Below are 25351 nucleotides of genomic sequence, written 5' to 3' on the forward strand. Positions count from 1 at the left end.
CCGAGCTGCCCGCGCCGGTGCGAGCCGGTCAGGCCGGCGCGCCGAGCTCGCGGGAGATGATGCGGCCGAGCTCGACCAGTTCGGTCTGCGCGGTCTTGCGGTTGCGGCCGCTGAGGTCCTTCGCGAAGCCGGTGACCCCGACCGCTCCCCCGACCCGGCCGGTCGCGTCGAAGAACGGTGCCGCGACACAGGCGATGTCGGCCTGCTCCTCCTGGTCCTCCAGTGCGTACCCCCGCTTGCGGACCAGGGCCAGCTCGGCCAGGAACTCCTGCTCCGACAGTGGACGGCCCTTCGGCCCCTTGCCCTCCGCCCGCTGGGCCAGCAACGGCCGCAGCTCGGCCTCGGGCAGGTGTGCGGCGATCGCCTTGCCGAGCGCGGTCAGGTTGTACGGCGCGACCTTGCCCGGATAGGTGTCGAACTGGATGAATCCGGGCGTCGCGGCCTTGGCGACGTACACCACTGAGGCGCCGGTCAGCACCCCGATGTGGACCGGCATCGCCATCGTGTCGGCGAGACGCCGCAGTTGCGGTTGGGCAACCGTCGACAGGTCGGTCTTGCGAACCAGCTGCGTGGCGAGGCCGTACAGCGTCATCGTCGGGCGCCAGAAGTGACTGCGGCCGACGACCCGGCGGGCAGCGTAGCCACGCTGTTCAAGGGTGTAGACGATCGAAGCGCAGGTGGCCAGCGGGACGTTCGCCTTCTTCGCCAGCGCGGTCAGGGTGAGATCCTCGTCGGAGGTCACCATCGTCTCCAGGATCGTCAGCGTCCGCGCCACCGCAGGAGACGGCGATCGGTCGGCGTCCGTCATTCTCAGCCCTTCGTCGGATGAGTTTTCAGAATACCGAAAGCTGACCGTTCGAGCCCGTGCCGGGACCGAAACTGGTGCCGACGGGAGTGTTCTGAGTCACCGCGCGGTGAAACCGCCGTCGACTATGACGGTGCTACCGGTCATCGCCCGGGCATCCAGCGCGACGTGCGCGATCGTGGTCGCCACGTCGGCGGGATCGGCGAGCCCGCCGAGCAGCAACCGGCCCTGCTCCAGCGACAATTGCCGGCGGACATGCTCGGCGCCGACCCCTTGCCGGTAGGCCGCGAGGTACTCCTCAGTCATGGGCGTCCGGGTGCCGCCCGGGGTCACCGTGTTCACCCGAACGCGCGGTGCCAGTTCGGCGGCCAAATTCACGGTAAGCCCACCCAGCGCGGCTTTGCTGGCGCCGTACCCCGCATGCCGGTCGATCCCGCGCAGGGCCGAGGTGCTGCCGACGAACACGACACCGGCACCGTCGGCCAGCACAGGCAGCAGCATGCCCGTCAGCAGGACCGGCGCAGTGACGTTGAGCGCCCACACCGCCTCGAGCTCGGCCCGGCCGGTCGCCGCCAGGCTGCGCACATCGTCCATCCCGGCGGCGTGCACGACGGCGTGTACGTCGCGTCCAGCGGCCGCCGAGGCCACCGCAGCGATGCCCTCGTCGGTCCTCAGGTCGGCGACGACTGGCTCAACCCCGTCACCGAGCGCCGTGAGCGCGTCCCGTCGCCGGGCGACACCGAGCACCTGCATGCCCCGCCGCACGAGGTGCCGCGCGACCGCCGCCCCGATCCCGCTGCTCGCCCCCGTAACCACCGCGTATGCCATGCGGACCTCCTTTGGTATCGTCAGGTTCTTGACGAACCATCGACCATTTGACATGTTCCTGTCAAGACGGAGCGCTCATGACCGCGAATGACCTATGCGTGAGCTTCTTGGTACGGCAGGCGTGGCTGTCTCTGCGCGCCGCCGTGGCCGACGCCCTTGCCGCCCACGACTTGTCGGTCGCCCAGTACGCCACACTGCTCGTGCTCGACGAGCAGCCCCGGGCCTCCATCGCCGAGATCGCCCGCGCGGTCGCCAGCTCGCGGCAGGCCGCCAACGAGCTGGTCGCGGGGATGGAGCGGGCTGGATTAGTGGAGCGACACGCCCACCCGCAGGACCGGCGCACCCAGGAGGTACACCTCACCGCCACCGGAAGGCAGCGTCTCCTGGAAGCCCGCCCCGCCGTGCACGAGCGGGAGCACGCCCTGGAGAGCCATATCGATCCGGCCGACCGCGCATCGGCTCGGGCGTGGCTCACTGCTATGAGCCGAGCGCAGCAGGCGTAACGCCCCGTGCCGGTTCCTTCTGCCACCTTGACCCTCGGAAATGTGGACGACGCGGAGGGCTCGGGTGAAATCGGCCTTGCGAAGTTCGGGGGCATCGTTCGAACGATCCGGGGTGTCGACGTACCGCTGATCTGGCCCGGCATCGCCACGCTGCACTCAGACAGACCGCGAGACCAGCAGCCAGGCTCTTGACGACAGGCCGTTCCGCGATCAATCTAAACGCTTAGATCTCCGATCAATGCGTATAGAACGGATCTTCAGTGGCTGATCGAGTAACTCAGGCTGACGTGGCGAAGGCAGCCGGCACGTCGATGGCGGTCGTCAGCTACGTCGTCAACGGCGGCCCGCGGCCAGTCGCGACGGCGACTCGGCAGCGTGTTCTCGATGCCATCCAGCGCACCGGGTACCGTCCGGACGGCATCGCCCGGGCGCTGGTCGGTGGATCCACGCTCACCCTCGGTCTCGTCGTACCGGACATTGCCAACGAGTTCTTCGCCGAGTTGGCCGGAGCAGTCGAACAAACGGCCCGGGCCGCCGGACGGACTGTGTTGCTGGCCAGCTCAGAAGGGAACACCGACTCCGAGCTCGCCCTGCTCGAGACGCTGCTGCAGCGCCGGATCGACGGAGTGGTCATCATTTCGCAGGCTCCAGAGCTCGCTGACGAACTCCTGGAGCAGGGCAACACTCGCCGGGTGTTCCTCGGCGCCGCGCCGGAGCACGGATCCTCCATCGGCGTCGACAACACCGGCGGTGCCTTCGCGGCGACACAGCACCTCCTCGAGCACGGCTACGAGCGGATCGCCCTGATCGGCGGACCAGCCGGCGACTCGGTGGCCGAGGACCGGTTGATCGGCTGGCAGCAGGCGATGGGGGACCGCGAGGCGCATTTCGTCCATCAGCCGTTCACCGTCGACGGCGGGTACGTCGGTGCACTCGAACTGCTCGGCTCCGCAACCCCGCCGCAGGCTGTGTTCGCCGCCTCGGACCGGCAAGCAATCGGCCTGCTCCGCGCGGCCGCCGACGAAGGCCTGTCCGTGCCCGATGACCTGGCCGTCGTCACCTTCGACGGTTCGGCCGCCTCGGCCTACGCCGTTCCGTCGCTGACCACGATCCAGCAACCGATCACCGAGATGGCCGAGCTCGCCGTACGGCAACTGCTGGATCTTCACGCCGATCCCATCCGCGCAGTACTCGACGTGGCGCTGGTCGTCCGCCGGTCCTGCGGCTGCTCATCCGCCCGCCCCTGATTCGTCCGGAGGCTCGATGTTCCGCCGACTCGCCGCCGTCCTGTCCGTCCTCGTCCTGCTCCCGATGCCCACCGCGCAAGCCGCCGTCGGTACCTGGTCGGCGCCCGCTCGCCTGTACGCCGCGAGCGACATCCAAGGCACCGGCTACTCCTACGCGCCGAGCGCCGTCGCCGGCGATCCACTCCGCCTCTACACCTGCCACAGCAGGTCGACCGGCACCGTCCGGGATGACATCTTTCTCACCCAGAAGAGTGGACCGATGACCATCTCCAGTCGTTCGATGCTGACCAGCTCGGCGTCCGGCTGGGACCGCTTCCACATCTGCGATCCGAGCGTCGTACGGGTCAACGTGCCGTTCAACGGCCGCAGCTACAGCTACGCGATGTTCTACCTGGGCAACGACGTCGACGCGTCCGCCCACAATGCGATCGGCGTCGCCGTCGCCGACAGCCTCGACGGCCCGTGGGTGAAGATGCCGAACCCGGTCGTTCCGTTCGCCGGCAGCGACCCGGGCCAGTGGGGCGCCGGCCAACCGACCGCCACGACGATCGATCCTGTCGCAGGCACCGTCGTGCTGGCGTGGACCGAGGGGTACTCGACCGGCACCTTCGGGCGCGCCGCCCAGGTCAGCTTCGGCTCCGGTACGCCGGTCTTGTCGCGCCAACGCCGGATTCCAGCCGCCGGGCTGACCGACTCCACCGGTGCATCGGACTGGCTCAACAACTTCGACCTCGCCTACTCCCCGCGTCGCGACCGTTTCTACCTGGTACGGGAGGGCCACCCGTATCCGTCGTCGAACCCCAACTACATCTCCGACCGCATCCAGCTGGCCAGTATGTCCGGCACCGACTTCTGGAACGGAACCGGCAGCTGGACCGTGGAAGGCTGGATCACCAGCGCCACCACCGGCAAGGCCCGCACCCACAATCCCGGCCTGCTGCGCTCGATCTACGGAACCCTGCCCGACGAGTCGACGATCACCGTCGTCTACACCTCGGCCGATCCCGACCCTGGCTCGCTGTGGACCTACACCCTGTGGCAGACCACCGCCGCTTTGAGCTGACGCTCGCCCAACCGAAGGATGCGGATGGCAACCTCTGTGACGCTCGACACCGACATCGGCACGGACGTGGACGATGTGCTCGCCCTGGCCACGATCTTCGGTTCACCCGAGCTCGACCTCGCCGCGATCACCACCGTGTACGGCGACACGCTGCTGCGGGCGAGGATGGCCGCCCGGGTCACCAGCGTCGCCGGACGTGAGCCGGGACCGATCGTGCCGGGCCGCGCCGGACCGCGGTCGGGGCGGGAGGTCTGGTGGCCGGGACACGAGGGCGCGCTGCTGCCGGAGCTGGACCTGGAAAAGGTGACCGACGCCGACCCGATCCACCTGCTCGCCACATCGCCGACGGTCGTCGCGATCGGTCCACTGACCAACGTCGCCGAGGCGGTCGAACTGCCAGGGTGCACTGTTGAACAGCTCTACCTGATGGGCGGCGACTTCTCGGGCAGCAGGACCGAGCACAACGTCAGGTGCGACATCGACGCGGCCGCCGCCGTCTTCGCCACGGAGCTCCCGGCCACCGTGATCGGTCTCGAACAGACCCTGCGGCTTCAGCTCGGGGGCGCCGTCGTCACCGAGATCGGCCGGGCCGGACCGCTCGGCCGACTGCTCGCCGCGGAGATGCGGCAGTTCTGGAAATTCACCGAGCAGGATTCCAACGTGCCACACGACCCCGCCGCGGTCTTGATGGTCACCGATCCGGAGCTGTTCACCTTCGTCACCGGCCGGATCGACGTCGATCCGACTGGACTCACCCGGTTCACACCCGCCGCAACGGGGCCGCACCGGATCGTTACCGATCTCGACCCCCGACGAGTCGCCCGGCGCATCGTTGACCGGATCCTCACCGCCTGTGAAGGAGAGCTGTCGTGAAAGTCCCCTGGCTAGTAGTACCCGCCGCCCTTGTCCTGGCCGGCTGCCAGTCCGGTCCGGCGACCACAAGCGCGCCGCAGGACCAGTCCGACCGACCGGTCGTCATCACGTTCGCGAACGCCGACCCGGCCGCAACCTGGCAGCCGGTCATCGATCATTGCCAGAAGCAACACCCTGGCCTGAAGGTGAAGCAGCTGAACATTCCCTATCCACAGCTCACCAGCACGATCACCCAACGGCTGACCCAGGGCAATGCCGACCTGGACGTCTTCAACATCGTCCCGGCCTGGGTCAAGGACTACACGAACCGCGGTTTCCTGGCCGATCTGTCGGAGCTGAAAGACAAGGCGATCGCGAACGCGGTCAGCGAGGACATGGTCACCGCCAACGAGGTCGACAGCAAGCTCTTCGCACTGTCGCCCTGGACGACGTCTCAGTTCCTCTACTACAACGCGGACGTCCTGCGGAAGGCGGGGGTCGCGCCACCGTCAGCCGATCCGGCCGAGCGGTGGACCTGGCAGCAGCTCCGGGACGCGGCCGCGAAACTCAAGGGCAAGGTCCAGTATCCGCTGATGTTCGATCAGTTCGACAGCTACTACCAGTTGCAGCCGCTCGGCGTGTCGGCCGGCGGCGGCAACGGGCTCGCCGGTGATGCGCAGGACAAGCCGGACTTCGGCAACGCGGGCTGGCAGCAGGCGATGACCTTCTACTCCGGGCTGTTCGAAGACGGGCTCTCGCCGCGCGGTATCACCAACGACAAGACCAACGCGATCTTTGCCGGTGGCAAGGCAGGCTTCATCGTTTCGGGTCCGTGGACCGTGTCGAACGCGGTCAAGGGCAAGCTTCCGTTCGGCGTCGCCGCGGCCCCGGTCTTCGAGGGTGGCAAGCCGGCCACCTCCACCGACTCCTGGGCCATGGCAGTCAGCGCCAAGTCGGCCAAGCAGGCCGCGGCCAAGACGTTCGTCGACTGCGTCAACCTGAGCGAGGCCGGCAACACCGCCTCGATCAAGGTCGCCCAGATCACGCCCACGCACAAGGACGCCTACAAAGCCTTCGCCGCCCAGCTGGAGAGTTCGGGGGGAACCGCGACCGAAGGGCTGGCCGAGCTGATGGAGTTCGAGCTGCGGACGACCGCCGTGCATCGGCCGCCGGTGACCGGCTACACCGTGTTCGAGGCCGAGGCGGAAAAGATGTTCTCCGACATCCGCAACGGCGCCGACCCGGCCGCCCGCACGAAGAAGGCCGACGAGATCATCGCCCAGCAGTTCGAGCGACTGGGCTGACCGATGGCCGCTGTGACCGAACCCCGCCTGGTGCAGGCCGCCACGTTACCTCGCCGGTGGTCGCCGCGGCGCCGGCGGGACGCCCGGCTCGCCGCCGTTCTGCTGGCCCCCGCCGTGCTGGTCATGGTCATGCTGCGCGTCGTTCCCGCGGTCTCGGCACTCTCGGAGAGCTTCCGGCACCTGTCCTTGCGTACGGGCGTGAAGGACTTTGTCGGCTTCGACAACTACCTGTACCTGTTCGGCTCATCGCAGTTCCACTCCGTGCTGACCACCACTTTGCTGTTCAACCTGGTGATCAATCCGGTCATCGTCGTGCTGTCGACGGCGCTGGCGCTGCTCCTTGCCCAACGGCTCCCGCTGGCCGGCTTGTGGCGGTCGCTGATTTTCGTGCCGGCCGCCGTGCCCGGGTCGGTCGTCGCACTGATCTGGAGCACGGCGATGCAGCCCGACGGACTGCTCAACTCGGCACTCAGGCTGGTCGGCCTGCCGCCGCAGCCCTTCCTCACCTCGTCGAGTCAGGCGCTCGGCTCGATCGGCGTGATGCTCGCCTGGGGCGCGATCGGGTACTGGATGCTGTTCGTCATCGCCGGGCTGAAGGACATCCCGGTGGCCTTGTACGAGGCCGCGATGATCGACGGGGCGGGCTGGTGGCAACGCCTCGTGTCGATCACCCTTCCGCTGCTGCGGCGGCCGATGGCCTTCGTCCTGGTCGCCTGCACGGTCGGTAGCTTTCTCGCCTTCGCCCCGGTGCAGATCCTCACCAAGGGTGGGCCCGACAATTCGACCACCCTGCTGATGTACGACGTCTACACCAACGCCTACCAGGTCGGCGACCTCGGCGTCGCCCAAGCCGAGGTGGTCGTTCTGATGGCATTGCTGGCCGTCATCGTCGCGTTCCAGTTCCGGATGATGCGCGAGGAGCGCTGATGCGACCGTCGGTGTTGTCCAGGGTCAGCTCGCTGGCGGCCGCTCTGGTCGCCGCCGGCCTCATCTTCCTCCCGCTCTGGTGGGTTTTCGCTTCGTCGCTGCGACCGGGCAACACGTTCGTGGAGTACCTCACTCCGCTGTCCTGGACGGCTTTCCTCCCGCTCGGCGGCTCGTTCACCAACTACAGCGTGCTGCTGTCCGGTGACTTCGCGCGGGCGCTGCTGAACAGCTTCTTCGTTGCCGGCGCCACCGTCGTCCTCGGACTCGTCATCGCGGTGCTGGCGGCGTACGCGCTGGCGGTACTCGACTTCCCTGGCCGGGGCCTGGTCTTCGCTTTCGTCATCCTGGTGTCGATGGTGCCCTTCGACGCGATCGCGATCCCGCTGTCCGGGCTGTTCAGCACGTGGCGGCTGAGCGACACCTACGCCGGCCTGATCCTTCCCGCGCTGGCGAACGGCTTCTCCATCTTCGTGCTGCGGCAGTTCTTTCTCGGCGTACCGAGGGAACTGCTGGACGCCGCCGAGGTGGACGGGCTGGGCCGGCTCGGAATCCTGATCCGGATCGTCCTGCCACTGTCGAAGCCTGCCCTGATCGGAGCCGCACTGATGCTGTTCCTGTCCCAGTGGCAGGCGTATCTCTGGCCGCTGCTGATCGGCACTTCGCCGGCCAAACAGCTGGCGCCGATCGCACTGGCGAACCTCAGCAGCCTCTACCAGGTCGACCTCGGACAGATCCTGGCCGGGTCTTTCGTCCTCAGTGTCGTACCGATGATCCTGCTGCTCTTCTTCCAGCGTCAGTACACCGACTCCCTGTCCACCACTGGTTTGCGAGGTTGAGGATGTCCGTGCCCGTGGTGAGCATCACCGATCTCTACCACCCGCCCGAAGACCCTGGCGACAACATCGATCTGATCATGGCCTACGGGCTGCCCGAGGTCGATCTGCGCGCCGTCATCCTCGACGCCTTGGAAGAGAAGCGGGCGCTGATCGACGGCGGAGTCCCCGGCTACCCGGGACCCCGCGATCCCGGGGTGATCCCGGTGGCGCAGCTGAACGCGATCTTCGGCCGGAACGTGCCGTCCGCGATGTGCCCGTTCACCCGGATGCGGAGCCTGACCGACCAGATGCGGGATGTGCCGGCCGCGCAGCAGTTCGGGATCGAACTGCTGCTGCGGGTGCTCGAGGAAAGCACCGAGCCGGTGCACCTGCTGTCCTTCGGATCGGCTCGTCCGCTGGCCATCGCTTTCAACCGCGAACCGGAGCTGCTGCATGCCAAGGTCGCTCGGATCCACCTGTCCGCCGGAACCACCACCCCGACGTACCTCGAGTGGAACGTCGTCCAGGACCCGATCGCCATGATGCGGATCGTCGACTCCGGCCTGCCGCTGTCGCTCTATCCCTGCGCAACCATCGACAGCTGCTACGCCTACGACCACCACAACACCTTCTGGTCGCTGCCCGACCTGCGCTGGATCGAAGGCATGCATCCTCCGCTGCGAAGATATCTGGGCTACGCGCTGGCACGGTCGTCGCGTCCTGACTACCTCCGCGCCTTGGAAGAAGACGCGCCACCAGAGGTGATGGCCGACATCTACCGCCGATCGCACTCGGTCTGGGAAACTGCTGTCTGGATGAACGTCTCCGGACGGATACTGGTTCGGCGCCTGGACGGCACGCACCGGATCATCCGCGCGGACGACCGGCAGCCAGGCGATGTCGCCTTCCGCAACGATCAGGTCCCGTGCACGACGACCACGCATCCCAGTGGGCTCTACTCGTTCCAGCTCACCGATGAGCCGGCCTCGACCACGATCTTCGTGCGCGACGACCCCGCCGAGTACGAGAAGGCGATGACAGAGGCGATGCCGGCGTTGTACCAGTCGTTCCGACCGAACCAGTGGCCGACAGCCGCACACTGACCGCTGCCCCGAGAGAGCACCGGAAGCCAGGTCGCCGCCACCGGGCGTCGTACGCCGTCCCGCCACTCGGACCCGGTCGAACTTGCCCATCGGACTGGCGTCGACGCCGGCGTGCCCATTCGGTTTGATCGCTTGCCGGATGCGGACTCAGGCGAATCGCCACTTACCGGATCAGCACCCGCTGGGTGTTGGCTCCAGCACCGTAGATTGCGGAGCCGACACCCTCGCTGGGGGCGCAGTTTGCCTCGTTCGGGTGGCGGCGTTGACATGCACTGCGGGTCTTAGCTGAGGTGAATTGGTCGCAGCGAGCGCATGCTGACGGCTACGGGCCTGCCCGACTCCGACGCTGCTGCTTCGGATCAGCCCACGTTCACCCACACATCAGTGGCGTAAACATGGGGATTCCTGCTGTTGTAGCAGCTCGCCCGCGACCACACCGGGCTCGGCCCGGTCAGCCACGGGCCGGTTCGATAGGAGCCGTCCGAGCAGCGGACAAGAGCCTGAAATGCGCGAGCGCTCCAAGCGCACTGAGCATCGCCGACCCAGTAGGTGAGGGTGGCGTTGCACCCAGGCGGAGGAGTGTGGATGGTCCCGGCGAACGCAGGGCTTGCGCCACTGATCAACCCGCCGGCGATCAATGCCGTGGTGGACGCGCCGATCGCGAGCCGACGGACAGTTTTCGAGATTTTCACGCGCGAAAGCTATCGAGGGTTCGCATCGGCCGGCGATCAGTTCGATCTGTGTCCAAGTGAGCCGACCGATGTGGTACGCGCACCTCGTCCGTCATCAGAAGGGCGCATGAAGCGGCGAGCGGTCCACACCGCCACCGGGGCCGGTTCCCGGCAAGAGACCGGCCCCGGGTAGCGGTCAGCGCGTGGGCATCGGCTCGTCGGCGCAGACCGTGTGATGGGGCGGAAGAGTGCCGTCGATCAGGTATCTGGTGATGATGGATCGGGTGCATTCGCTGTAGTGCCAGGTTGTGTGGGTCGTGCCCTCGAAGGTGAGCAGGCGGGCGTTGTCCAGGGCGTTGGTGAGTTCCACCGCGTCCTGGAACGGCACGTCGGGATCATGGGTCGTGCCGATGACCAAAGCGGTCGCGGCGCCCGGCGCGTTCCACGGGCCGGCGTAGCTCGACTTGCGCTCGGCCGGCCACTGGGCACAGGCCTGTGCGTGCCCCTGGTCGTAGTTGGCCGGACCGTGGGCGAGGGCCGGGCCGAGCAGCGGTGCTGCCTGGATCGCGGCAGCCAGCTTGCCGCGGAGCAGGTTCACGTCCTGGGGGAACCGGCGGTCGGCGCATTCGATCGCGGTGTTGAGGTTCATGTACCTGGTGTAAGCGTCGCTCATCGGGCTGACGAGGGCGCCGCTGCGGGTGGTGGCCGCCTTCTGCAGTTCAGTTGCGAGCCAGGACCAGTTGGACTGTCCGTACCCGAGTTCCAGGGAGACCCAGAAGGTGAAGAGACCACCTCTGGCCACGACCTTGCCGTTGGCGTCGCGGACCGGAGTGACGTCCAGGCTCGCTTGCAGGCGGCGAAAAGCGTCCGCCGGCCGGCCGTCGCCGAACGAGCAGTCGGCCGGGGACTTGGTGCACCAGGCGAAGAACCGGTTGAGCGATGCCTCCGCGGCGACGTACTGCCGGTGGTTGTTGTCGTACGGCCGGTTGACGAACGAGTCCGGGCCGACCGCCCCGTCCAGCGCCAGCACTCTGGTGCGCTGCGGGAACAGGTTCGCGTACACGGTGCCGAGGTAGGTCCCGTAGGAGAAACCGAAGAAGTTCAGCTGCTCGTCGCCGACCGCGGCGCGCAGCAGGTCCATGTCGCGGGCAGTGTTCTCGGTGCCCAGGTGCGGAAGCAGCGCTGCGTTGTTGGCGACACACCCGTCGCTGAACCGCTTGCCGAACGTCACCGCACGCTCAAAGCCGCCCGACGACAGCCGACCCGGTGTGGCAGCCCACTGCTCCGCATACTCCGGCAGCGAGACACAGCTGACCTTCGGCGTGCTGCCACCGACCGCACGCGGGTCGAACCCGACGATGTCGTACCGCTCACGCAGTTCGACCGGCGCGTTCTCGCCGAGGTCACGCACCATCAGGGACGCCGCCAGGCCAGGACCCCCAGGGTTGGTGAACAGCGAGCCGATCCGCTGCGACGGAACAGTCGCCGGCTTGCGGATCAGCGACAGGGTGACCTTCGCCCCCTGCGGCTGGCTGTAGTCCAGCGGGACCTGCGCGGTCGTGCACTGGTAACCGTCTCCGCTGGTGTCGCACGGCGCCCAGTTCAGTACCGGTACGGGGACGGACGCGACCCCACCGGCTGGCGTGGGCCGGGTCTTGGAAGGAATGTCCGTACTCAGCGGAGCGGCGCTCGCGCTGAAGGTGGAGACGGTGAAAGAAGACAGAACGGCCAGGCCAAGGGCCAGAAGAGCGCGTTTGGGCATGACTCCTCAACTTGTCAGCTGCTGAGCAGGAAGAAGAAACGGACGGGGTGAGGAAGCTTCGCGGCGAACCACCGCGCTTCGACAACTCATAATCGCCAGCGCACTGTGCAAGGTCAAAGAATTCGACTCACACCTAAAATGACATCTGCATATGCACGACGCGGTATGTGGATTGCCGCTGACAACGCCTCACCTGCTAGGCGCGGATGCGTTCCCCGGTGACTAAAGTACGGACTTACAGCACAGATGGAGCCTCTGCCGTGGCTGTGGGTGCCGGTCGAAGGCAAGATCCATGTCCTACGTCGTCACCTGCCCTTCTTGCCGTTGTGGCCCTGCTGGTTGATCGCGGTTTGCGCCTTCTCGAAGGCGGCGGCCAGCTGGCGCGCGAGATCGGCGGCGCGCTGCAGTTCCGCCCCGGCCTGGTCGACGCTTTGCCCCGGCTCGCGGTTGTTGTCGTACACCTCGTACTCGGTAAGCGAGCGACGCAGTCCGCTGCCCAGCTGCTCCGACAGCTGGGCAAGTCCCCAGCTCGCGACTTTCAGGTTCCCGGTCAGCGCGTAGACCAGCGGCGCCGGCGTCGTACGGAACGTGCCGTGCATCAGCGCCTGCACGCACTCGTGGACGTCGCCTGCGAGCTTGGTCAGTTCTTCGTAGGTGCTCATCGGTGGGTCCTCTCTCGTAGTGTGCTAGCCGTCACCCGTGCGCGCCGAACTCGAACAGCACGGGGTCGAGTTCGGCGGTCAGCTGCCGGACTGAGTACGCCGCGAGCGGCGTGGGCACCACGTGGTTGTCGGTACCGCTCAACGTGCTCCGGCCGGAACCATCACCCGCGCCGGTCGAGGGTCGCAGGAATGCGGTCGGCCTTGGCCAGATGGGAAAGCGCGCGGGGATCGAGGCCGAGTTGCTATGCGGTGTAGTGGGTTGGGATGCGGACGCGGTGGACAGGGTCGGCGAGGGCGCCGGTGTTGATGAAGTGTTGGATTTCGTCGGTCGAGATGGGGCTGAGGCTGTAGCGGTGCCGGGTCAGTACGCCGGCGCGGAGGAGCTCGCGGAGTTTGTCGAGGCCGACGCCGAGCGGGGCTACTTTTCGACGGCCAGACGTACGCCCAGGCCGATGAAGATGGCACCCGCTGTGACGTCCAGTCCCCGGCGTACTGCACGTCGGCGGCGGAGCAGTCCGCCGATGCGGCCGGCGAGTAGCCCGACGCTGCCGTCGACCAAGAACTCGAACGCCACCAGGATCGCGCCGAGCACGACGAACTGCAGCCAGATCTGCCCGAGCTGGGGGCTGACAAACTGCGGTAGCAAAGCGATCGTGAAGGTCACCATCTTCGGATTCAGCAAGTTCGTCAGGCAACCTCGCAGATACGCCTGGCGGCCGCCCAGTCCCGCCACCTCGTCGGACGCCTCGCTCATCTCGAGCTTGCCGCGACCGCGGATCGCTTGCACACCCAGATAGATCAGATAGGCGGCTCCAATCACCCGCACCACGTTGAAGGCCGTCGGCACTGCAGCGAACAACGCAGTCAGTCCCGCAGCCGCCAGCGCGACATGAATCGCCTCACTGGTTGCAACCCCGCAGGTCGCTAGCAGTCCTGCCCTCGCACCGCCACGAATGCCACACCCCAGTACGAACAACATGTCGGGGCCCGGCACCACCATCGCTACGGCAGTAGTCACTACAAATGCCACCAGCAACTGCGGATCGACGATCATCCCCATCATGCTGCCACAGCAGCTAACAGCATCGTCGATGCTGTCTCACGAGATCGAGCCGGTGGACGACCTCGCTCGGTTCCGAGCCCAGGAACAACGCCCGGATCACGGAGCAAAGATCCCCGCCGCGCGGGACCAGGTCCAGTTCCGACCTGTCCACCTGCATCTCCGGTCCTTGGGCGTGCTGCACGACTCGGGCGGACCGAACAATGACGTTGTGAGTGGTCGGGTGTTCCACCGGTGCAGCTCACAATTTGCCAGCCGTCCGGGTTGCTGGAGCCGAGGGGCTGGCGAAGCGGTCCAGGACGGTACGGGTGACGTCCTTGATTTGAGTGTCACCGTTGGTGAGGCCGCGGACCCACTCGGCGGATCCGGCGTTGAAAACGGTGCCGTCCCCCCGATGGAAGGTGGCGATCATGCCGGAACCGTGTGGGTGCTGGAGGTGGCCAGGCGGGCGGCCCGCGAACATGGCGCCGATGCTGGCTGTTGCGTCTTCGTCAATCACTGCTGGCGCCAAGGCGAGAATTTCCAAGGACTGTGGGGCACCGTCGGCTTGGGTAGCGTGAGGCAACCCGTCGGCAATCACGTAGTCCACCCCGTCGACTTCGAAGCCGACCACGCCGCTCGAGGCGCCGAGCAGGTCCCCGTAGTACAGGTCGGCGCCTTCAAACGCCCAGTGGTCAGGACGATAGACGGTGAACCCGCCGGCACCTCTGGGCACTCTGCCGGCATAGCGGTGATAGATGCCCTTCGACCCTGATAGGCCCATCGTGGCTGCCGCGGGACGATTGATCCGCGGGTCGTCCCAGTTGGACGTGAGCAGGTGCTCCTGGTCGCTGCCGAGGACGGGATCGTCCGCTGCGGAGGTCTTGTAACAGACTTGGGTGGCGCCGTTGTTCTCGAGCCGGATCTGCCAGTAGAAGTTGCCTGCGAACCGGGCCAGGTTGCCACCGCCCTCGACGAAGTCGTCGATGTGATCGCGCATCTGCCACGACCAGTACTCGTCGTGACCGACGACTACCAGACTGCGGTAGCGGTCCAACAGTTCGGGTCGGTAGTGCAGGTCATGCTGGGTCAGATAGTCGAACTCGTAGTTCTGCGCTTCGGCCCAGACGACGAAGGGGCGCTCGTAAGTTGCCCAACCTGCGCTGGCGTGCCAATAGCCGTATCCGTTGGCAAAAGCCCACTCATAGCTCTCGAACCGGACATCGGCCGTGGGCGAGTGAGGGAAAGAGTTGACCGGTCCTGGCGCACCGAGCGGCTTGACCAATTGACCGCGGGCGATGGGCCGGTGCAAGGACAGCACCGGTGAGTGGATTCGCTGAGCAGGGTCTTGGCCGAGGCCGCCGTAGGAGTTGGCGCCACCCCAATCGTTGTACGCATTCATGGTGCTGGTGGTCAGCACCAGAGCCATAGGCGCCGTGCTCGTTGCCGAGGCGCCCGCGCGGACGACGAAGTAGTGCTCGCTGCGCCGCGTCTCACCGCGATCGTTGGTGGTACTGACCACTACGAGATAGCAGCCCGACGGCCAGTCGGCAGGGATCCGCACTGCGTAGGTAGCTTGCCAGTCGCAACCGCGAACGGAGCAGTCGTCCGGGGTTTCCTGGCGGCGGCCGGGCAGCGCCTCGGCGCAGTGTACGGTCCGCGGGTGAAGTCCGTCCTTGACGATATCGAGATCATAGGTGGATCCGGTTGTGTGAACGTAGAAGGTGACCTCATCGCCAGGGGCGTATGACATGTTGTCGGTATAGCACCAGATCTCCAGCAACTGCGGATCGTTGTAGGGGAACTCGTAGAACCAGTGTTCTTCGGCCTTGAATCCCTGGGGCCGCACCAGTGCCGTCCGCATCGGGCCGAGCCCGGTGCCGAACTGTGAGTTGTTCATGAGTGTGCGTTTCCCTTCACCATCCGCCGTGCCAGCCGCTGAGCAGACCGAGCGGAAGGTCGGTTTCGTCGGTACCGTCGACCGTGCGAGTCAAGAAGTCGAAGTCGCAGCCGTCGTCGGCTTGCAGAACGTGCTCGGTGTAGAGGTGCCCCCAACCGCGGCGGTAGGGACGCGGTGGCGGCGGGTTGTGCTGGAGGCGCCGATCGATCTCAGGTTCGGGCAGGTCAAGCCGTAGCGATCGGGCGGGGAGGTCGAGTTCGATCATGTCGCCGTCGCGGACGGCGGCCAGTGGGCCGCCCACCGCGGCTTCAGGTGCCACGTGCAGCACTGTCGTGCCGTAGGCGGTACCGCTCATCCGTGCATCGGAGATGCGGACCATATCGGTGATCCCGGCGCGAAGGAGTTTGGTGGGGATTGGCAGTTGTCCCCACTCCGGCATGCCCGGGCCGCCCACCGGGCCGACGTTGCGCAAGACGAGCACCGAGTCGGCGGTGACGGCGAGGTCGGGGGAATCGATCCGGTCGGCCAGGTCGGTGATGCTGTCGAACACGACGGCGGGTCCGCGATGCCGCATCAGGTGGGGCGAGGCAGCGCTCGTTTTGATGACGGCACCGCGGGGAGCGAGATTGCCGCGCACCACGGCCAGCGCCCCGGGCGGCCCGAATGGGTCGTCCAGAGAGGCGATGACCGTCCGGTCGTTCACCGGGCCTACAACCTGATTGCCCAGTGAACGGCCAGAGACGGTCAGTGCCGTGGTGTCGAGCAGGGGCTTGAGCTCATGCAGTAGAGCGGGCACTCCACCTGCGTGGTAAAAGTCCTCGAACAGATGCTCTCCTGAAGGCCGGACGTTGACCAGCAGCGGGGTGCGTGCGGCGACTGCATCGAAATCGTCGAGGGTGAGGGCGGCGCCAACCCGGCGGGCCAACGCGAGCAGATGAACGATCGCATTCGTGGAGCCGCCGATGGCGGCCAGGACCGTGGCGGCATTCAGGAACGCCGGCCGGGTGAGTACCTGGACCGGGCGGGGCCCGCTGGTCGCCAAGGCGACCGCGCGGGCTCCGGCTGCCTCGGCGGCTGCGTATCGGCGGGCGTCACCGGCCGGCACGGCAGCCGCATTGGCCAGGCTCATGCCCAGCGCCTCGGTGACAGTGGCCATCGTCGACGCAGTGCCCATCTCGGTGCAATGCCCGGCCCCGGGCATCGACGCCTGCTCCAGGTCGGCGAACTCCGATCGGCTCATCTCACCGCGGCGCAACTGGTCGGCGTACCGCCACAGATCGGTGCCGACGCCAAGGCGCCGACCGCGGAAGACAGCCGGGACTGCCGGTCCACCCGTGACCATGATGGCGGGCACGTTGGCACTGGCCGCGCCCATCAGTTGGGCCGGTACGGTCTTGTCGCAGCCGCCGAGTAAGACGACCGCATCCAAAGGATAGGCGCGGATGCTTTCCTCCACGTCCATCGCCATCAGATTCCGGTACATCATGGCGGTCGGTTTCATCAGATTCTCCCCCAGGGAGATCGTCGGGAACTCCACCGGTAGCCCTCCGGCTTGCAGCACTCCGCGACGGACCGCGTCGGCCAGACCTCGTAAATGCAGGTTGCAATGCACCAGCTCCGACCACGAGTTGGCGATGCCGACGACCGGGCGGCCGTTGAGAGCTGCCGGCGACAAACCGGTGGCACGGAGGGAGGCTCGATGTAGAAAGCCCGGCAGGTCGTCCCCACTGAGCCAAGCGGCGCTGCGCAGTGGCATCAGGTAACTCCTTGTCAATAGATCTGAGCGAGCAGGCCACCGTCGATCACAAGGTCGATCCCGCTGATCTGCTGGGCCTCGTCCGAGCCGAGGAAGAGTACGGCGTGCGCTATGTCCTCGGGCACCGCGAACCGTCGCAGCGGATAGCGGTCGAGCAGTCGCCGACGAGCGTCCTCCGGGTCTGGCTGATAGGCGAAGAAGTCTTCGAGCAACGCCGTGTCGACGTCGCCCGGGCAAACTGTGTTGACGCGTATCCCTTCGGGTCCATGTGCGGCGGCCAAGGACCTGGCCAAGGCACGCAAACCGCCCTTCATCGCACCGTAGACAGGCATCTCGGGGTCGCCGACCATGCCGAGCAGGGATGCGGTGATGACGATCGACCCACCGCCACGGTGCTGCATGTGCGGCAGAACGGAGTTCACGCCGAGCATGACCCCGCGCAGGTTGACCTCGTACAGCCGGTCCCATGTCTCCGGCGCCGAATCGGGCAGCCGACCCATCATCTGGATGGCGGCGTTGGCATGCAGGATGTCCACACCACCGAATGCTTCGACCGTCTCATCGACGGCACGTTCGTTGCCTTCGGCCGTGGCCACATCAGCGGCCACGAGCAGATAGTTGGCCCCAGCAGCGGACAGTTCGTCACCAAGGCGCTCGAGTGCTGAGGTGTCTATGTCAACGCAAGTGACGGCGGCGTCTTCGGAAGCCAGTCGCAACGCGGTGGCGGCGCCGATGCCGTTGGCGGCACCAGTGATCACCGCGATCTTCCCGGTGAGACGGCCGGTCACGCCACAGTCCGCACGCCTTGAGACAGACGACTGGAAATCTCTTTGCACCAGCGGTGCACCGCGGGGCCAATCTGTTCGGCCGTGTCAACAGGCCAGCGCGCCTCGACCGCCGCCACGGAAATCGCCCCGATCGGCTGCCCGGCGAGGCCGAGGATCACGGAAGCAAAGCAGACCCCGCCGACCTCCGACTCACCGTCATCAATGGCGTATCCGGCTGTTCGTGCTTTGTCGACGTCCGCCTGAAGCGCCGCCAGAGTGGTGCGTGTGGTGGGGGTGAAGCGATGGTAAGGCTCAGGGCCGAGCAGCCCTGCCCATTCCTCAGCGGGCAACGCTGCCAGAACTGCCTTGCCGATCGCCGTTGCATGAGCCGGCACCGACTCTCCCAGCACGGTGGTCAATCGGATCGCGTGCCGACCGTCGATCGATCGGGACCACACGATCCGGCCTCGTCGCAGCACCGCCAGATTGATCGTCTCACCTGTCAGCGCGTGCAGATCCGCCATCGCCGGCGCCGCCAATTCCGGCAAACGCGAAAGGTCCGAGCGAAACGACAGTTCTGCCACTGCCGGGCCCAACTGGTACAGGTGGCTTTCAGGCAGGTGCTCGACGTAGCCCCGAGACTGCAACGTACTCAGAAGTCGGTGAGCCGTAGCACGTGCTACGCCCAGCTCAGTGGCGACGCCGACGAGCTTTTCGGTTCCCCGGGCCGCTAACAGTTCCAGCACCTCAAGCCCATGTTCAAGAGAGCCCATCTCCCCGCCTTGTCTCGGTATGCGTAACAGCTCCGTTTGACTATTCGGATCACCATATCGACACTGAAATCCCGAAGTCAACGGAGAGGTAGGACCATGAATGCATTCCACGGCAACGAGCTGACCAGCGCACTGGTCGCCGATGCGCTCGACACCTTCGGGTTGCGCCACCAGTGCCTCGGGCCGGGCCTAGCACCTGTTCGATCGGAATCGGCCAATCCCACGTGCCTAGTCGGCCCGGCCTTCACCTTGCTGGCGCAAGCGGCGGCTCATCCCAACCCAGCCAGCCCTTATCAAGGCTTGTTGGAGGGGATGGACCACGTCAGCGCCGGCGCTGTCGTTGTGTTCGCAACCGGGAATTCCGCGGCGGCCGCGGTGTGGGGTGAGTTGATCACCGCGGCATGCCAGCACAAGGCAGTCGCCGGCGCGGTTACCGACGGGTTCGTCCGAGATGCCCAGGCGCTGGCGCAATCCGGGTTCCCGGTCTTCAACCGGGGCAGTGTGCCCTACGACAGCAAGGGCAGGCTCGATGTCGTCGCCCATCAAGTGCCAATCGAGATCGACGGCGTACGCGTAGTACCGGGGGACCTGATCGTCGCCGACACAGACGGGGTCGTGGTGGTCCCGCAGCAGGTCGTACCGCGGTTGACCAGGGCGGTTGAAGCCAAACAGGCGGCCGAGCACGACGTTCGGGCTTCCGTTGCCCGCGGGTCTACTTTGCGGCAGGCGTTTGACCAGCATGGTGTCCTGTGACTTGTGAGGACTGGTGGCGGGATGCGGTCATCTACCAGATCTACCCACGATCGTTCCAGGACACAGCTGGTAACGGCGTCGGGGACCTTGCCGGCATCATCGCCAGGCTGCCCTACCTGTCCTGGCTGGGCGTTGACGCGCTGTGGATGTGCCCCTTCTACCGCTCGCCCCAAGCAGACTTCGGCTACGACATCACCGATCACACAGCCGTCGACCCTCTTTTCGGATCACTGCGTGACTTCGACGACCTCGTGAAAGCAGCGCACCAGGCCGGGCTGCGAGTCATCGTGGACTTCGTCCCCAACCACACGTCGATCGAGCATCATTGGTTCGTGGCGTCCAGGTCCAGCACCGCGAGTCCGTACCGTGACTGGTACCTGTGGGCCGACCCAGCACCTGACGGTGGGCCACCGAACAACTGGCGCAGCGTCACCGGCGGATCCGCCTGGACTCACGACGCACGCACCGACCAGTACTACTTGCACTCGTTCTTGCCCACCCAACCGGACTTGAACTGGCGCAATCCCGCCGTCGTGAAGGCCATGCATGACGTTCTGCGCTTCTGGCTCGACCGTGACGTCGACGGATTCCGCATCGACATGGTCGACTACCTGATCAAGGATCAGCAGTTGCGCGACGAGCCTCTCGACAACGCCGGCGGCTATCAACCCGCCACCGCCAGCTACCAGTTGAATCAGCCGGAAACTATCGATCTACTCCGGTCCTTCCGAGCCCTCACGGACGGCTATGGACACGGTCGAGTCCTGATCGGCGAGGTCGAGTACGGTCTGCCGATGCCGCGCCTCACAAGTTATTACGGCAACGACGATGCCCTCCAACTGCCGATCAACTTCTGGCTGCTGTTTCTTCCCTGGACAGCACAGGCACTGCAGCGATTCATCACTGACTATGAAGCCGGACTTCCTGCAGCTGCCTGGCCGAACTGGGTGATCGGTAGTCACGACATATCTCGGGCCGCCAGCCGACTCGGAGCAGCCAGGGTCCGCTCAGCTCTCCTGGTGCTTCTCACACTCCGCGGCACGCCCTTCCTGTACTACGGAGACGAGTTGGGCCTGCCCGATGCTGAGCTCCAAGCCCGGGACAAACGCGACCCTTGGGTCCAGGCCGATGCCAGCATCGGCCGTGATCCGGCTCGTACGCCGATGCCTTGGACCGCCGATCTTCCGCACGCCGGATTCTGCGCCGCCGAGGCTCAGCCGTGGCTGCCGATCGGCAGCAACCATCAAGGCCTTGATGTCGAAACTCAACTGCAGGATCCGGGCTCCACGCTCCACCTCACGCGGGACTTGCTGACTCTTCGCCGGACTCACCGCGCACTGCGGGCCGGTTCCTGTCAGGTTGGTTCGCTCGATATCGCCGGGGTGTTGAGCTACGACCGCGAGTTCAACGGTGCCCGTCTCCGCATCCTGGTCAACTGTTCCGACAGCACTGTCACCGTTTCCCTCGCCGGTGCTCGGCTCCTGATCTCGACCAGGCGGACCACATCTCTGGTCAACGACAGCGCGATCCTCGGCCCGGACGAAGGATGTGTTATCGATCTGCGCCCGCCTTCATGAGCTTGCGGCGCCGGCCACGATCCCGGTTGAGCAATCTGAAGGTGATTCGATCAGCTTGCCAAGCTCGGTGTGAGCAGCATTGGGGCGCCGAGCAGTCCCTCCGACCGCCCTCGTGCTTACAAGCGATCCATGTCGTCTCGGGCATCGGCCTTCGTCCTGCCACTCCCCTGGTCCGGGAGGAACCAGCCGAGCAACGGCTCCGTGACGCCGGCCTTGGTGTCACGACCGAGTCCCAGGATGGTGTAGAAGCCGTTGCAGGCGCCAAGTCCTCGACGGAAGAAGGTGATGCCCTCGAGTCGCACTCCGTCGTTGATGAGTCCGGTGGCGAAGGTGCGTGTGGTGACCTTGGGTGGCGGTGATCGTAACCGGTGTGCCAGCCTTTCGCTGACTGGTGGCACTGAGTTGCGCAGTTACTGCTTTGTTGCGCACAGCGCGTTGCCGACCAGCTGGTCTGCGATGCGTTGCTGCGCAAGGGCGTCGTTCCATTCTCGGCCGAGCACACTCGACATGGAGACCACAGCGCTACGGCGGCCGTCCTCGGTGACACCGTTCTCGTTGATGAAGCCGCCCTCGCCACCCCCATGCGCCCAGTAGTACCCACCGCACGGCAGCGGTCGCCTGAAGATCCCGAGGCCGTACTGGCTGTCAGGCATGAGCTTGGCCACCACAGGGTCGAGGTCACGCGAGGTCAACATCTCGGCGAGCAGGGCAGGCCGCAGCAAGCGCCCACCGAGCAGTGCTCGCAAGAACTCGTTGACGTCACGAGTCGTCGACACCAGCGAGCCGTGGCGATCGTCCAGAATCTGTTCCGTCACATCGATGAACCGGTCCTGCTCGAAGGACTGGTAGGAGCGCGCGTGCGGAGATGGGAGGCTCGCGCGACGATCCGGCCCGGTGTGCTTCAGGCCGAGGGGCCGAATCACCCGATCTCGTAGTTCGTCGTGCCAGTGCCGGCCGGTGACCCGCTCGATGATCATGCCGACCAGAACGTACCCGATATTGGAGTAGCTCCACTGCTCGCCCGGTCCGAACAACGGTTCGTGCCGCAGTGTGCGCGCCACCAATTCCTCGGACGTATACACGTCGAACCGGCGGTCGTAGAAGTCCGCCTCAGTGTCGTAATAGCCAGGCATGTCATCGGCCAGCCCGTGCGTGTGCTGCAGAAGCTGGCGGACGGTGATCCGGCGGCCGTCGTTGTCGTTGCCGCGGATCAGCCCCGGCAGCCATCGCTCGACCGGATCATTCAGCGACATCCTGCCCTCACCGACCAACTGCAGGACAACCGTGGCCTTGAAAGTCTTACCGGTACTGGCGATTCGGAAGCGACCATTGGCAGGTACGGGACGCCCAGTCCGGCGGTCCCCCGTGCCCGCCGTCGCCACCCGCGCCCGCCCATCGGCGGCAACCACCCGGGCCTGCACACCGACGACACCGGCCCGATGGATCGCCGACGTGTCCTGCTGCAGTCGGGAAGGCGTCGGCGTGGCGCCCGCGGTGGCCGAACCCAGCAACCCAGCCACAGCGATCCCGGCCGAGACCATGAAGATCGTGGAGAACCTTGTCATGCAAAGAACGCTAGTTCGGCGTCATCACAAGCGAGGTGGCCCCGCCGCCACAAGAGATTACCGCCCAACATATTGAACATTCGATCCCGCGCAGGTAATAGCGTCGCCCTGTGAGAGCCATGCCAGCAAGTGCCGCGCATGGCGAAAGCGGTGCTGCCCCCTAGCTCGCATAGCCTGCACAGATGAAGATCCGACCAGCAGTCGGTGCCGACGCCGAGCAGGCAGCCGAGCTGGCTTCAACAGTCCATCCCTATCTAGTACAAACGCCGAACAGTTTCCGCATGGCGGTAGAGCGCGCTGCGGCTGACGATCGACACCGCGTATGGGTGGCCATCTCGGATGAGGAACTGGTGGCCTGGGCTCGGACAGGGCCGGCGGCGGCGCGCACAGAAGCGGGAATCTTCGGTCTTACGCTGATCGTGCACCCAGGTCATCGCCGGCAGGGGGTGGCCACTGCGCTGACTGAGCGGATTGCTGATCATCTCGCGCGTCAGGAGGTTAGGTCGCTCGAGGCACTGGCGTCGGATGGAGGAGTTGCGTTCGCGGCCGGGCACGGTGGGGTTCCAGGTGACGTGGTCAGATACGCCGGGCTCGATCTGCGGTCCCTGAGGGACCGACCGAGCCTGCCACCGGGACTCAGCGTTGTACGGCTGAGCGAACTCGATCCACGTGATGTACACCTGTTGTATGCCGAAGCCGCGGCGGACATTCCCGGTCAAGCAGGTTATGACGTCAGTTTCGACTGGTTCGAGTCCGCCGTGTGGCGATCGACGAACTACAACCACCAACTGGGTGCAGCCGTCCTCGTGGACAGCAGACCCGCCGCGGTGACCGTTGTCGCGTGCGGCGGGTCGTCGATCTGGAACGACATGACCGGCACCTCGGCCGCATACCGCGGTCGAGGGCTGGCCAAGCTGGTGAAGTCGGCCTCGTTGAGGTGGGCCGCCGAGGCCGGCTACCGCCACGCTTTCACCATGAACAATTTGCACAACGCGCCGATGCTGGCGGTCAATGAATGGCTCGGCTATCACGAAACGGCACGGCAGACAGTCATGACGTGGAGCGTTGATGCAGGCGCCGACCAGGCACACTGAGCCGATGACCGCAACTCCGCGGCGTGGCGCTGGTTTCGGACTCGGACATCGCTGATTTCCGGCACCACGAAGCGTCGGATCACCCCGCGCTTCAAGCGCGGCTCGGTCCGGATGGCCAGCATGCCGGTGGGAGCCAGCGTGCGGATCCGTCGGTCTTTGCCGGTTGCTCGATGCTGCGGTGCTCAATGCCCGGTACCGAGGCGGCGGCGCCCGACGTCATCACGGTCGGAGCCTCGTCAAGGTCGACGGATACTGCAGCGACGCCGCAGCTGATCCATCACCTCGCGCAACTGCGTCAGGTCAGCGCCCGGCCCGTCTCTCGACGGGTCAGCACGGACACCGGCCAGCGCCCTCAGTAGGTATCAGTCGCCCGAAGTTGCCTCGCTAATCAACCGGAGTAGCGAAAACTGCGCCGGGCCGGCAAAGCGGTGCGTTGCCGGCCCGGTGTCTTGCGCGTCGGTCTAGTAGTCGCAGTGGCGGCTGCCGGCTTTGGCCAGTCCCCGACTGATCGGGTAGCCGATGGTCAGCAGCGTGACGTACAGCCGGCCCGGTCAGAGCCGAAGCCGTCGTGACCATCGCCGTCATCGCCGACCACGGCCGCAGCGAGCAGCACCCCAAACACCGCGGCCATGTAAGCGATCAGCTCCGTGGTCTTGAACGCCGGCTTGGTCTCTGAACCCTCTGGCCGGTGAGCGGCGCCCCCGCCCGGGCGGACAGGCACCCGACGTTGCGGCATACCAGCCGAAGAACCCTGCATGGGCGGAGGACCCTGCTCGTACACGGACATCTTGTGCTACCTAAGTCGCGGATCGTTCAGACGGCCCGCCTGGTACCCGGCCTCACCATCAGCTCAGCAGGGCGTTCGAGCAAGTCGCTCGTGAAAGCGCTGCCCATGCCACGCGGTCGCCTCGGGGCTCGTCCCGAACTGGCGTTCATCGCGCATCGTCAGGGCGCAAAAGCGCAGCTCGCCGACTGACAGGCTCGGCGAGTTGCCCGACGACTTCATTGGCGGGCGCAACGCCACCCCAGCTGCCCTGTCGTGCTGATCGCTCCACACACCGACACTCTCCGCCGCTTTACGCGGACGTCAGCATGTTCCGTAAGCTGGTTCCCACAAGGTCGGTCCAAGCGCCGGAGCAGACGTTGTGGCACTCCAGCTCGGGCACCAGGCCGACATGCGTCAAGGTGATCGTGACGCCGCCTTCAGCATTTGATGCGACATCGAAGACGATGTCGGTGCCCACCCATTCCTCCTGGTCCTCGACGAAGCTGAAGTGATTCTCGAGAACATGCCATACCATCCTGCGCCCCGGGATGGCCTCTGTAACTCTCAGACGCGTTTGGTGAAGGCCCGGCATATCAAAGCCGAACTCGTCTCCTGCGGTCTCTGATCGTCCTTCGATCTCGGGGTTCCACCAGACGTGAGGACGCGTGATCGCCGCGAAGGCTTCGTCCGGCGTGGTTCGAACCTCGACGTCCGTACTGAAGCTCTGGGCCATAACCGTCTCTCCCAACCTCGACACCTACACTCCGAACGCTGCAGCGCATCGGTCGAGGCAGCGAACGCAACCAATGGTTGCGTTGC

At 66.1% G+C, this 25351-nt stretch carries 23 protein-coding genes; 12 read left to right on the forward strand and 11 right to left on the reverse strand.

What is annotated here, in order from left to right; all coding sequences use genetic code 11:
- Window positions 1-28 precede the first annotated feature (28 nt).
- Both KFLA_RS22405 and KFLA_RS22410 read right to left on the reverse strand, forming a co-directional pair.
- Window positions 29-808 carry an IclR family transcriptional regulator gene (locus tag KFLA_RS22405; RefSeq protein ID WP_012922097.1) on the reverse strand — a complete coding sequence of 260 codons (780 nt, stop codon included), beginning with the start codon at window positions 806-808 and terminating at the stop codon, window positions 29-31.
- Window positions 809-904: 96 nt separating this feature from the next.
- On the reverse strand, window positions 905-1633 hold the full coding sequence (locus tag KFLA_RS22410) for an SDR family NAD(P)-dependent oxidoreductase (protein WP_012922098.1): 729 nt from the start codon (window positions 1631-1633) through the stop codon (window positions 905-907).
- Between the two features lie 98 nt (window positions 1634-1731).
- Here KFLA_RS22410 and KFLA_RS22415 point away from each other — a divergent pair, with 98 nt between their 5' ends.
- From KFLA_RS22415 to KFLA_RS37550, 9 genes are all read left to right on the forward strand, one after another.
- On the forward strand, window positions 1732-2136 hold the full coding sequence (locus tag KFLA_RS22415) for a MarR family winged helix-turn-helix transcriptional regulator (protein ID WP_202797012.1): 405 nt from the start codon (window positions 1732-1734) through the stop codon (window positions 2134-2136).
- Window positions 2137-2396: 260 nt separating this feature from the next.
- Complete coding sequence (locus tag KFLA_RS22420) at window positions 2397-3383, forward strand: LacI family DNA-binding transcriptional regulator (RefSeq protein WP_012922100.1); 987 nt, start codon at window positions 2397-2399, stop codon at window positions 3381-3383.
- A 16-nt stretch (window positions 3384-3399) separates the two neighbouring features.
- Complete coding sequence (locus tag KFLA_RS22425; protein WP_012922101.1) at window positions 3400-4446, forward strand: glycoside hydrolase family protein; 1047 nt, start codon at window positions 3400-3402, stop codon at window positions 4444-4446.
- 24 nt (window positions 4447-4470) lie between these two features.
- The gene (locus KFLA_RS22430; protein ID WP_012922102.1) at window positions 4471-5319 is read left to right on the forward strand and encodes a nucleoside hydrolase; all 849 of its coding nucleotides are present in this window, start codon (window positions 4471-4473) and stop codon (window positions 5317-5319) included.
- Window positions 5316-6602, forward strand: a complete 1287-nt coding sequence (locus KFLA_RS22435) for a sugar ABC transporter substrate-binding protein (protein ID WP_012922103.1) — start codon at window positions 5316-5318, stop codon at window positions 6600-6602. Before KFLA_RS22430 ends, KFLA_RS22435 begins: the two co-directional genes overlap by 4 nt.
- A gap of 3 nt (window positions 6603-6605) precedes the next feature.
- A complete protein-coding gene (locus tag KFLA_RS22440) occupies window positions 6606-7529 on the forward strand; it encodes a carbohydrate ABC transporter permease (RefSeq protein WP_012922104.1) in 924 nt (307 codons plus the stop codon).
- On the forward strand, window positions 7529-8365 hold the full coding sequence (locus KFLA_RS22445; RefSeq protein WP_012922105.1) for a carbohydrate ABC transporter permease: 837 nt from the start codon (window positions 7529-7531) through the stop codon (window positions 8363-8365). The genes KFLA_RS22440 and KFLA_RS22445 overlap by 1 nt, the downstream gene beginning before the upstream one ends.
- A gap of 2 nt (window positions 8366-8367) precedes the next feature.
- Complete coding sequence (locus KFLA_RS22450) at window positions 8368-9447, forward strand: nucleoside hydrolase (RefSeq protein ID WP_012922106.1); 1080 nt, start codon at window positions 8368-8370, stop codon at window positions 9445-9447.
- 585 nt (window positions 9448-10032) lie between these two features.
- Window positions 10033-10311, forward strand: coding sequence for a hypothetical protein (locus KFLA_RS37550; protein WP_148256702.1), 279 nt, complete (start codon window positions 10033-10035; stop codon window positions 10309-10311).
- A 3-nt stretch (window positions 10312-10314) separates the two neighbouring features.
- Here the strand turns inward: KFLA_RS37550 and KFLA_RS22455 are convergent, their stop codons facing one another.
- From KFLA_RS22455 to KFLA_RS22485, 7 genes are all read right to left on the reverse strand, one after another.
- A complete protein-coding gene (locus tag KFLA_RS22455; protein WP_012922107.1) occupies window positions 10315-11880 on the reverse strand; it encodes an alpha/beta hydrolase in 1566 nt (521 codons plus the stop codon).
- 305 nt (window positions 11881-12185) lie between these two features.
- Complete coding sequence (locus KFLA_RS22460; RefSeq protein WP_012922108.1) at window positions 12186-12542, reverse strand: hypothetical protein; 357 nt, start codon at window positions 12540-12542, stop codon at window positions 12186-12188.
- 418 nt (window positions 12543-12960) lie between these two features.
- Complete coding sequence (locus KFLA_RS22465) at window positions 12961-13596, reverse strand: LysE family translocator (protein ID WP_041290390.1); 636 nt, start codon at window positions 13594-13596, stop codon at window positions 12961-12963.
- A gap of 247 nt (window positions 13597-13843) precedes the next feature.
- Window positions 13844-15481 carry a N,N-dimethylformamidase beta subunit family domain-containing protein gene (locus KFLA_RS22470; protein WP_012922110.1) on the reverse strand — a complete coding sequence of 546 codons (1638 nt, stop codon included), beginning with the start codon at window positions 15479-15481 and terminating at the stop codon, window positions 13844-13846.
- Between the two features lie 16 nt (window positions 15482-15497).
- Window positions 15498-17237: a dihydroxy-acid dehydratase gene (locus tag KFLA_RS22475; RefSeq protein ID WP_012922111.1), complete on the reverse strand. Its 1740-nt coding sequence runs from the start codon at window positions 17235-17237 to the stop codon at window positions 15498-15500.
- 14 nt (window positions 17238-17251) lie between these two features.
- Window positions 17252-18025: an SDR family NAD(P)-dependent oxidoreductase gene (locus KFLA_RS22480; RefSeq protein ID WP_012922112.1), complete on the reverse strand. Its 774-nt coding sequence runs from the start codon at window positions 18023-18025 to the stop codon at window positions 17252-17254.
- Complete coding sequence (locus KFLA_RS22485) at window positions 18022-18777, reverse strand: IclR family transcriptional regulator (protein WP_012922113.1); 756 nt, start codon at window positions 18775-18777, stop codon at window positions 18022-18024. Before KFLA_RS22485 ends, KFLA_RS22480 begins: the two co-directional genes overlap by 4 nt.
- A 96-nt stretch (window positions 18778-18873) precedes the next feature.
- On the opposite strand from KFLA_RS22485, the gene KFLA_RS22490 reads away from it, so the two are divergent.
- Both KFLA_RS22490 and KFLA_RS22495 read left to right on the forward strand, forming a co-directional pair.
- Window positions 18874-19530 (forward strand): RraA family protein, encoded by a 657-nt coding sequence (locus tag KFLA_RS22490; protein ID WP_012922114.1) that lies wholly within the window; start codon window positions 18874-18876, stop codon window positions 19528-19530.
- Window positions 19527-21107 carry an alpha-amylase family glycosyl hydrolase gene (locus KFLA_RS22495; RefSeq protein WP_012922115.1) on the forward strand — a complete coding sequence of 527 codons (1581 nt, stop codon included), beginning with the start codon at window positions 19527-19529 and terminating at the stop codon, window positions 21105-21107. The genes KFLA_RS22490 and KFLA_RS22495 overlap by 4 nt, the downstream gene beginning before the upstream one ends.
- A 410-nt stretch (window positions 21108-21517) precedes the next feature.
- On the opposite strand, the gene KFLA_RS22505 is transcribed toward KFLA_RS22495, so the two are convergent.
- Entirely contained in the window at window positions 21518-22672 is a 1155-nt protein-coding gene (locus KFLA_RS22505; protein WP_012922116.1) for a serine hydrolase domain-containing protein, read from the reverse strand.
- Window positions 22673-22854: 182 nt separating this feature from the next.
- Here KFLA_RS22505 and KFLA_RS36825 point away from each other — a divergent pair, with 182 nt between their 5' ends.
- Complete coding sequence (locus KFLA_RS36825) at window positions 22855-23766, forward strand: GNAT family N-acetyltransferase (protein WP_083792902.1); 912 nt, start codon at window positions 22855-22857, stop codon at window positions 23764-23766.
- A 1076-nt stretch (window positions 23767-24842) separates the two neighbouring features.
- Here KFLA_RS36825 and KFLA_RS22515 read toward each other — a convergent pair.
- Window positions 24843-25265: an SRPBCC family protein gene (locus KFLA_RS22515; protein WP_012922117.1), complete on the reverse strand. Its 423-nt coding sequence runs from the start codon at window positions 25263-25265 to the stop codon at window positions 24843-24845.
- Window positions 25266-25351: the final 86 nt, after the last annotated feature.

This window comes from Kribbella flavida DSM 17836 (assembly GCF_000024345.1).
Classification (GTDB): domain Bacteria; phylum Actinomycetota; class Actinomycetes; order Propionibacteriales; family Kribbellaceae; genus Kribbella; species Kribbella flavida.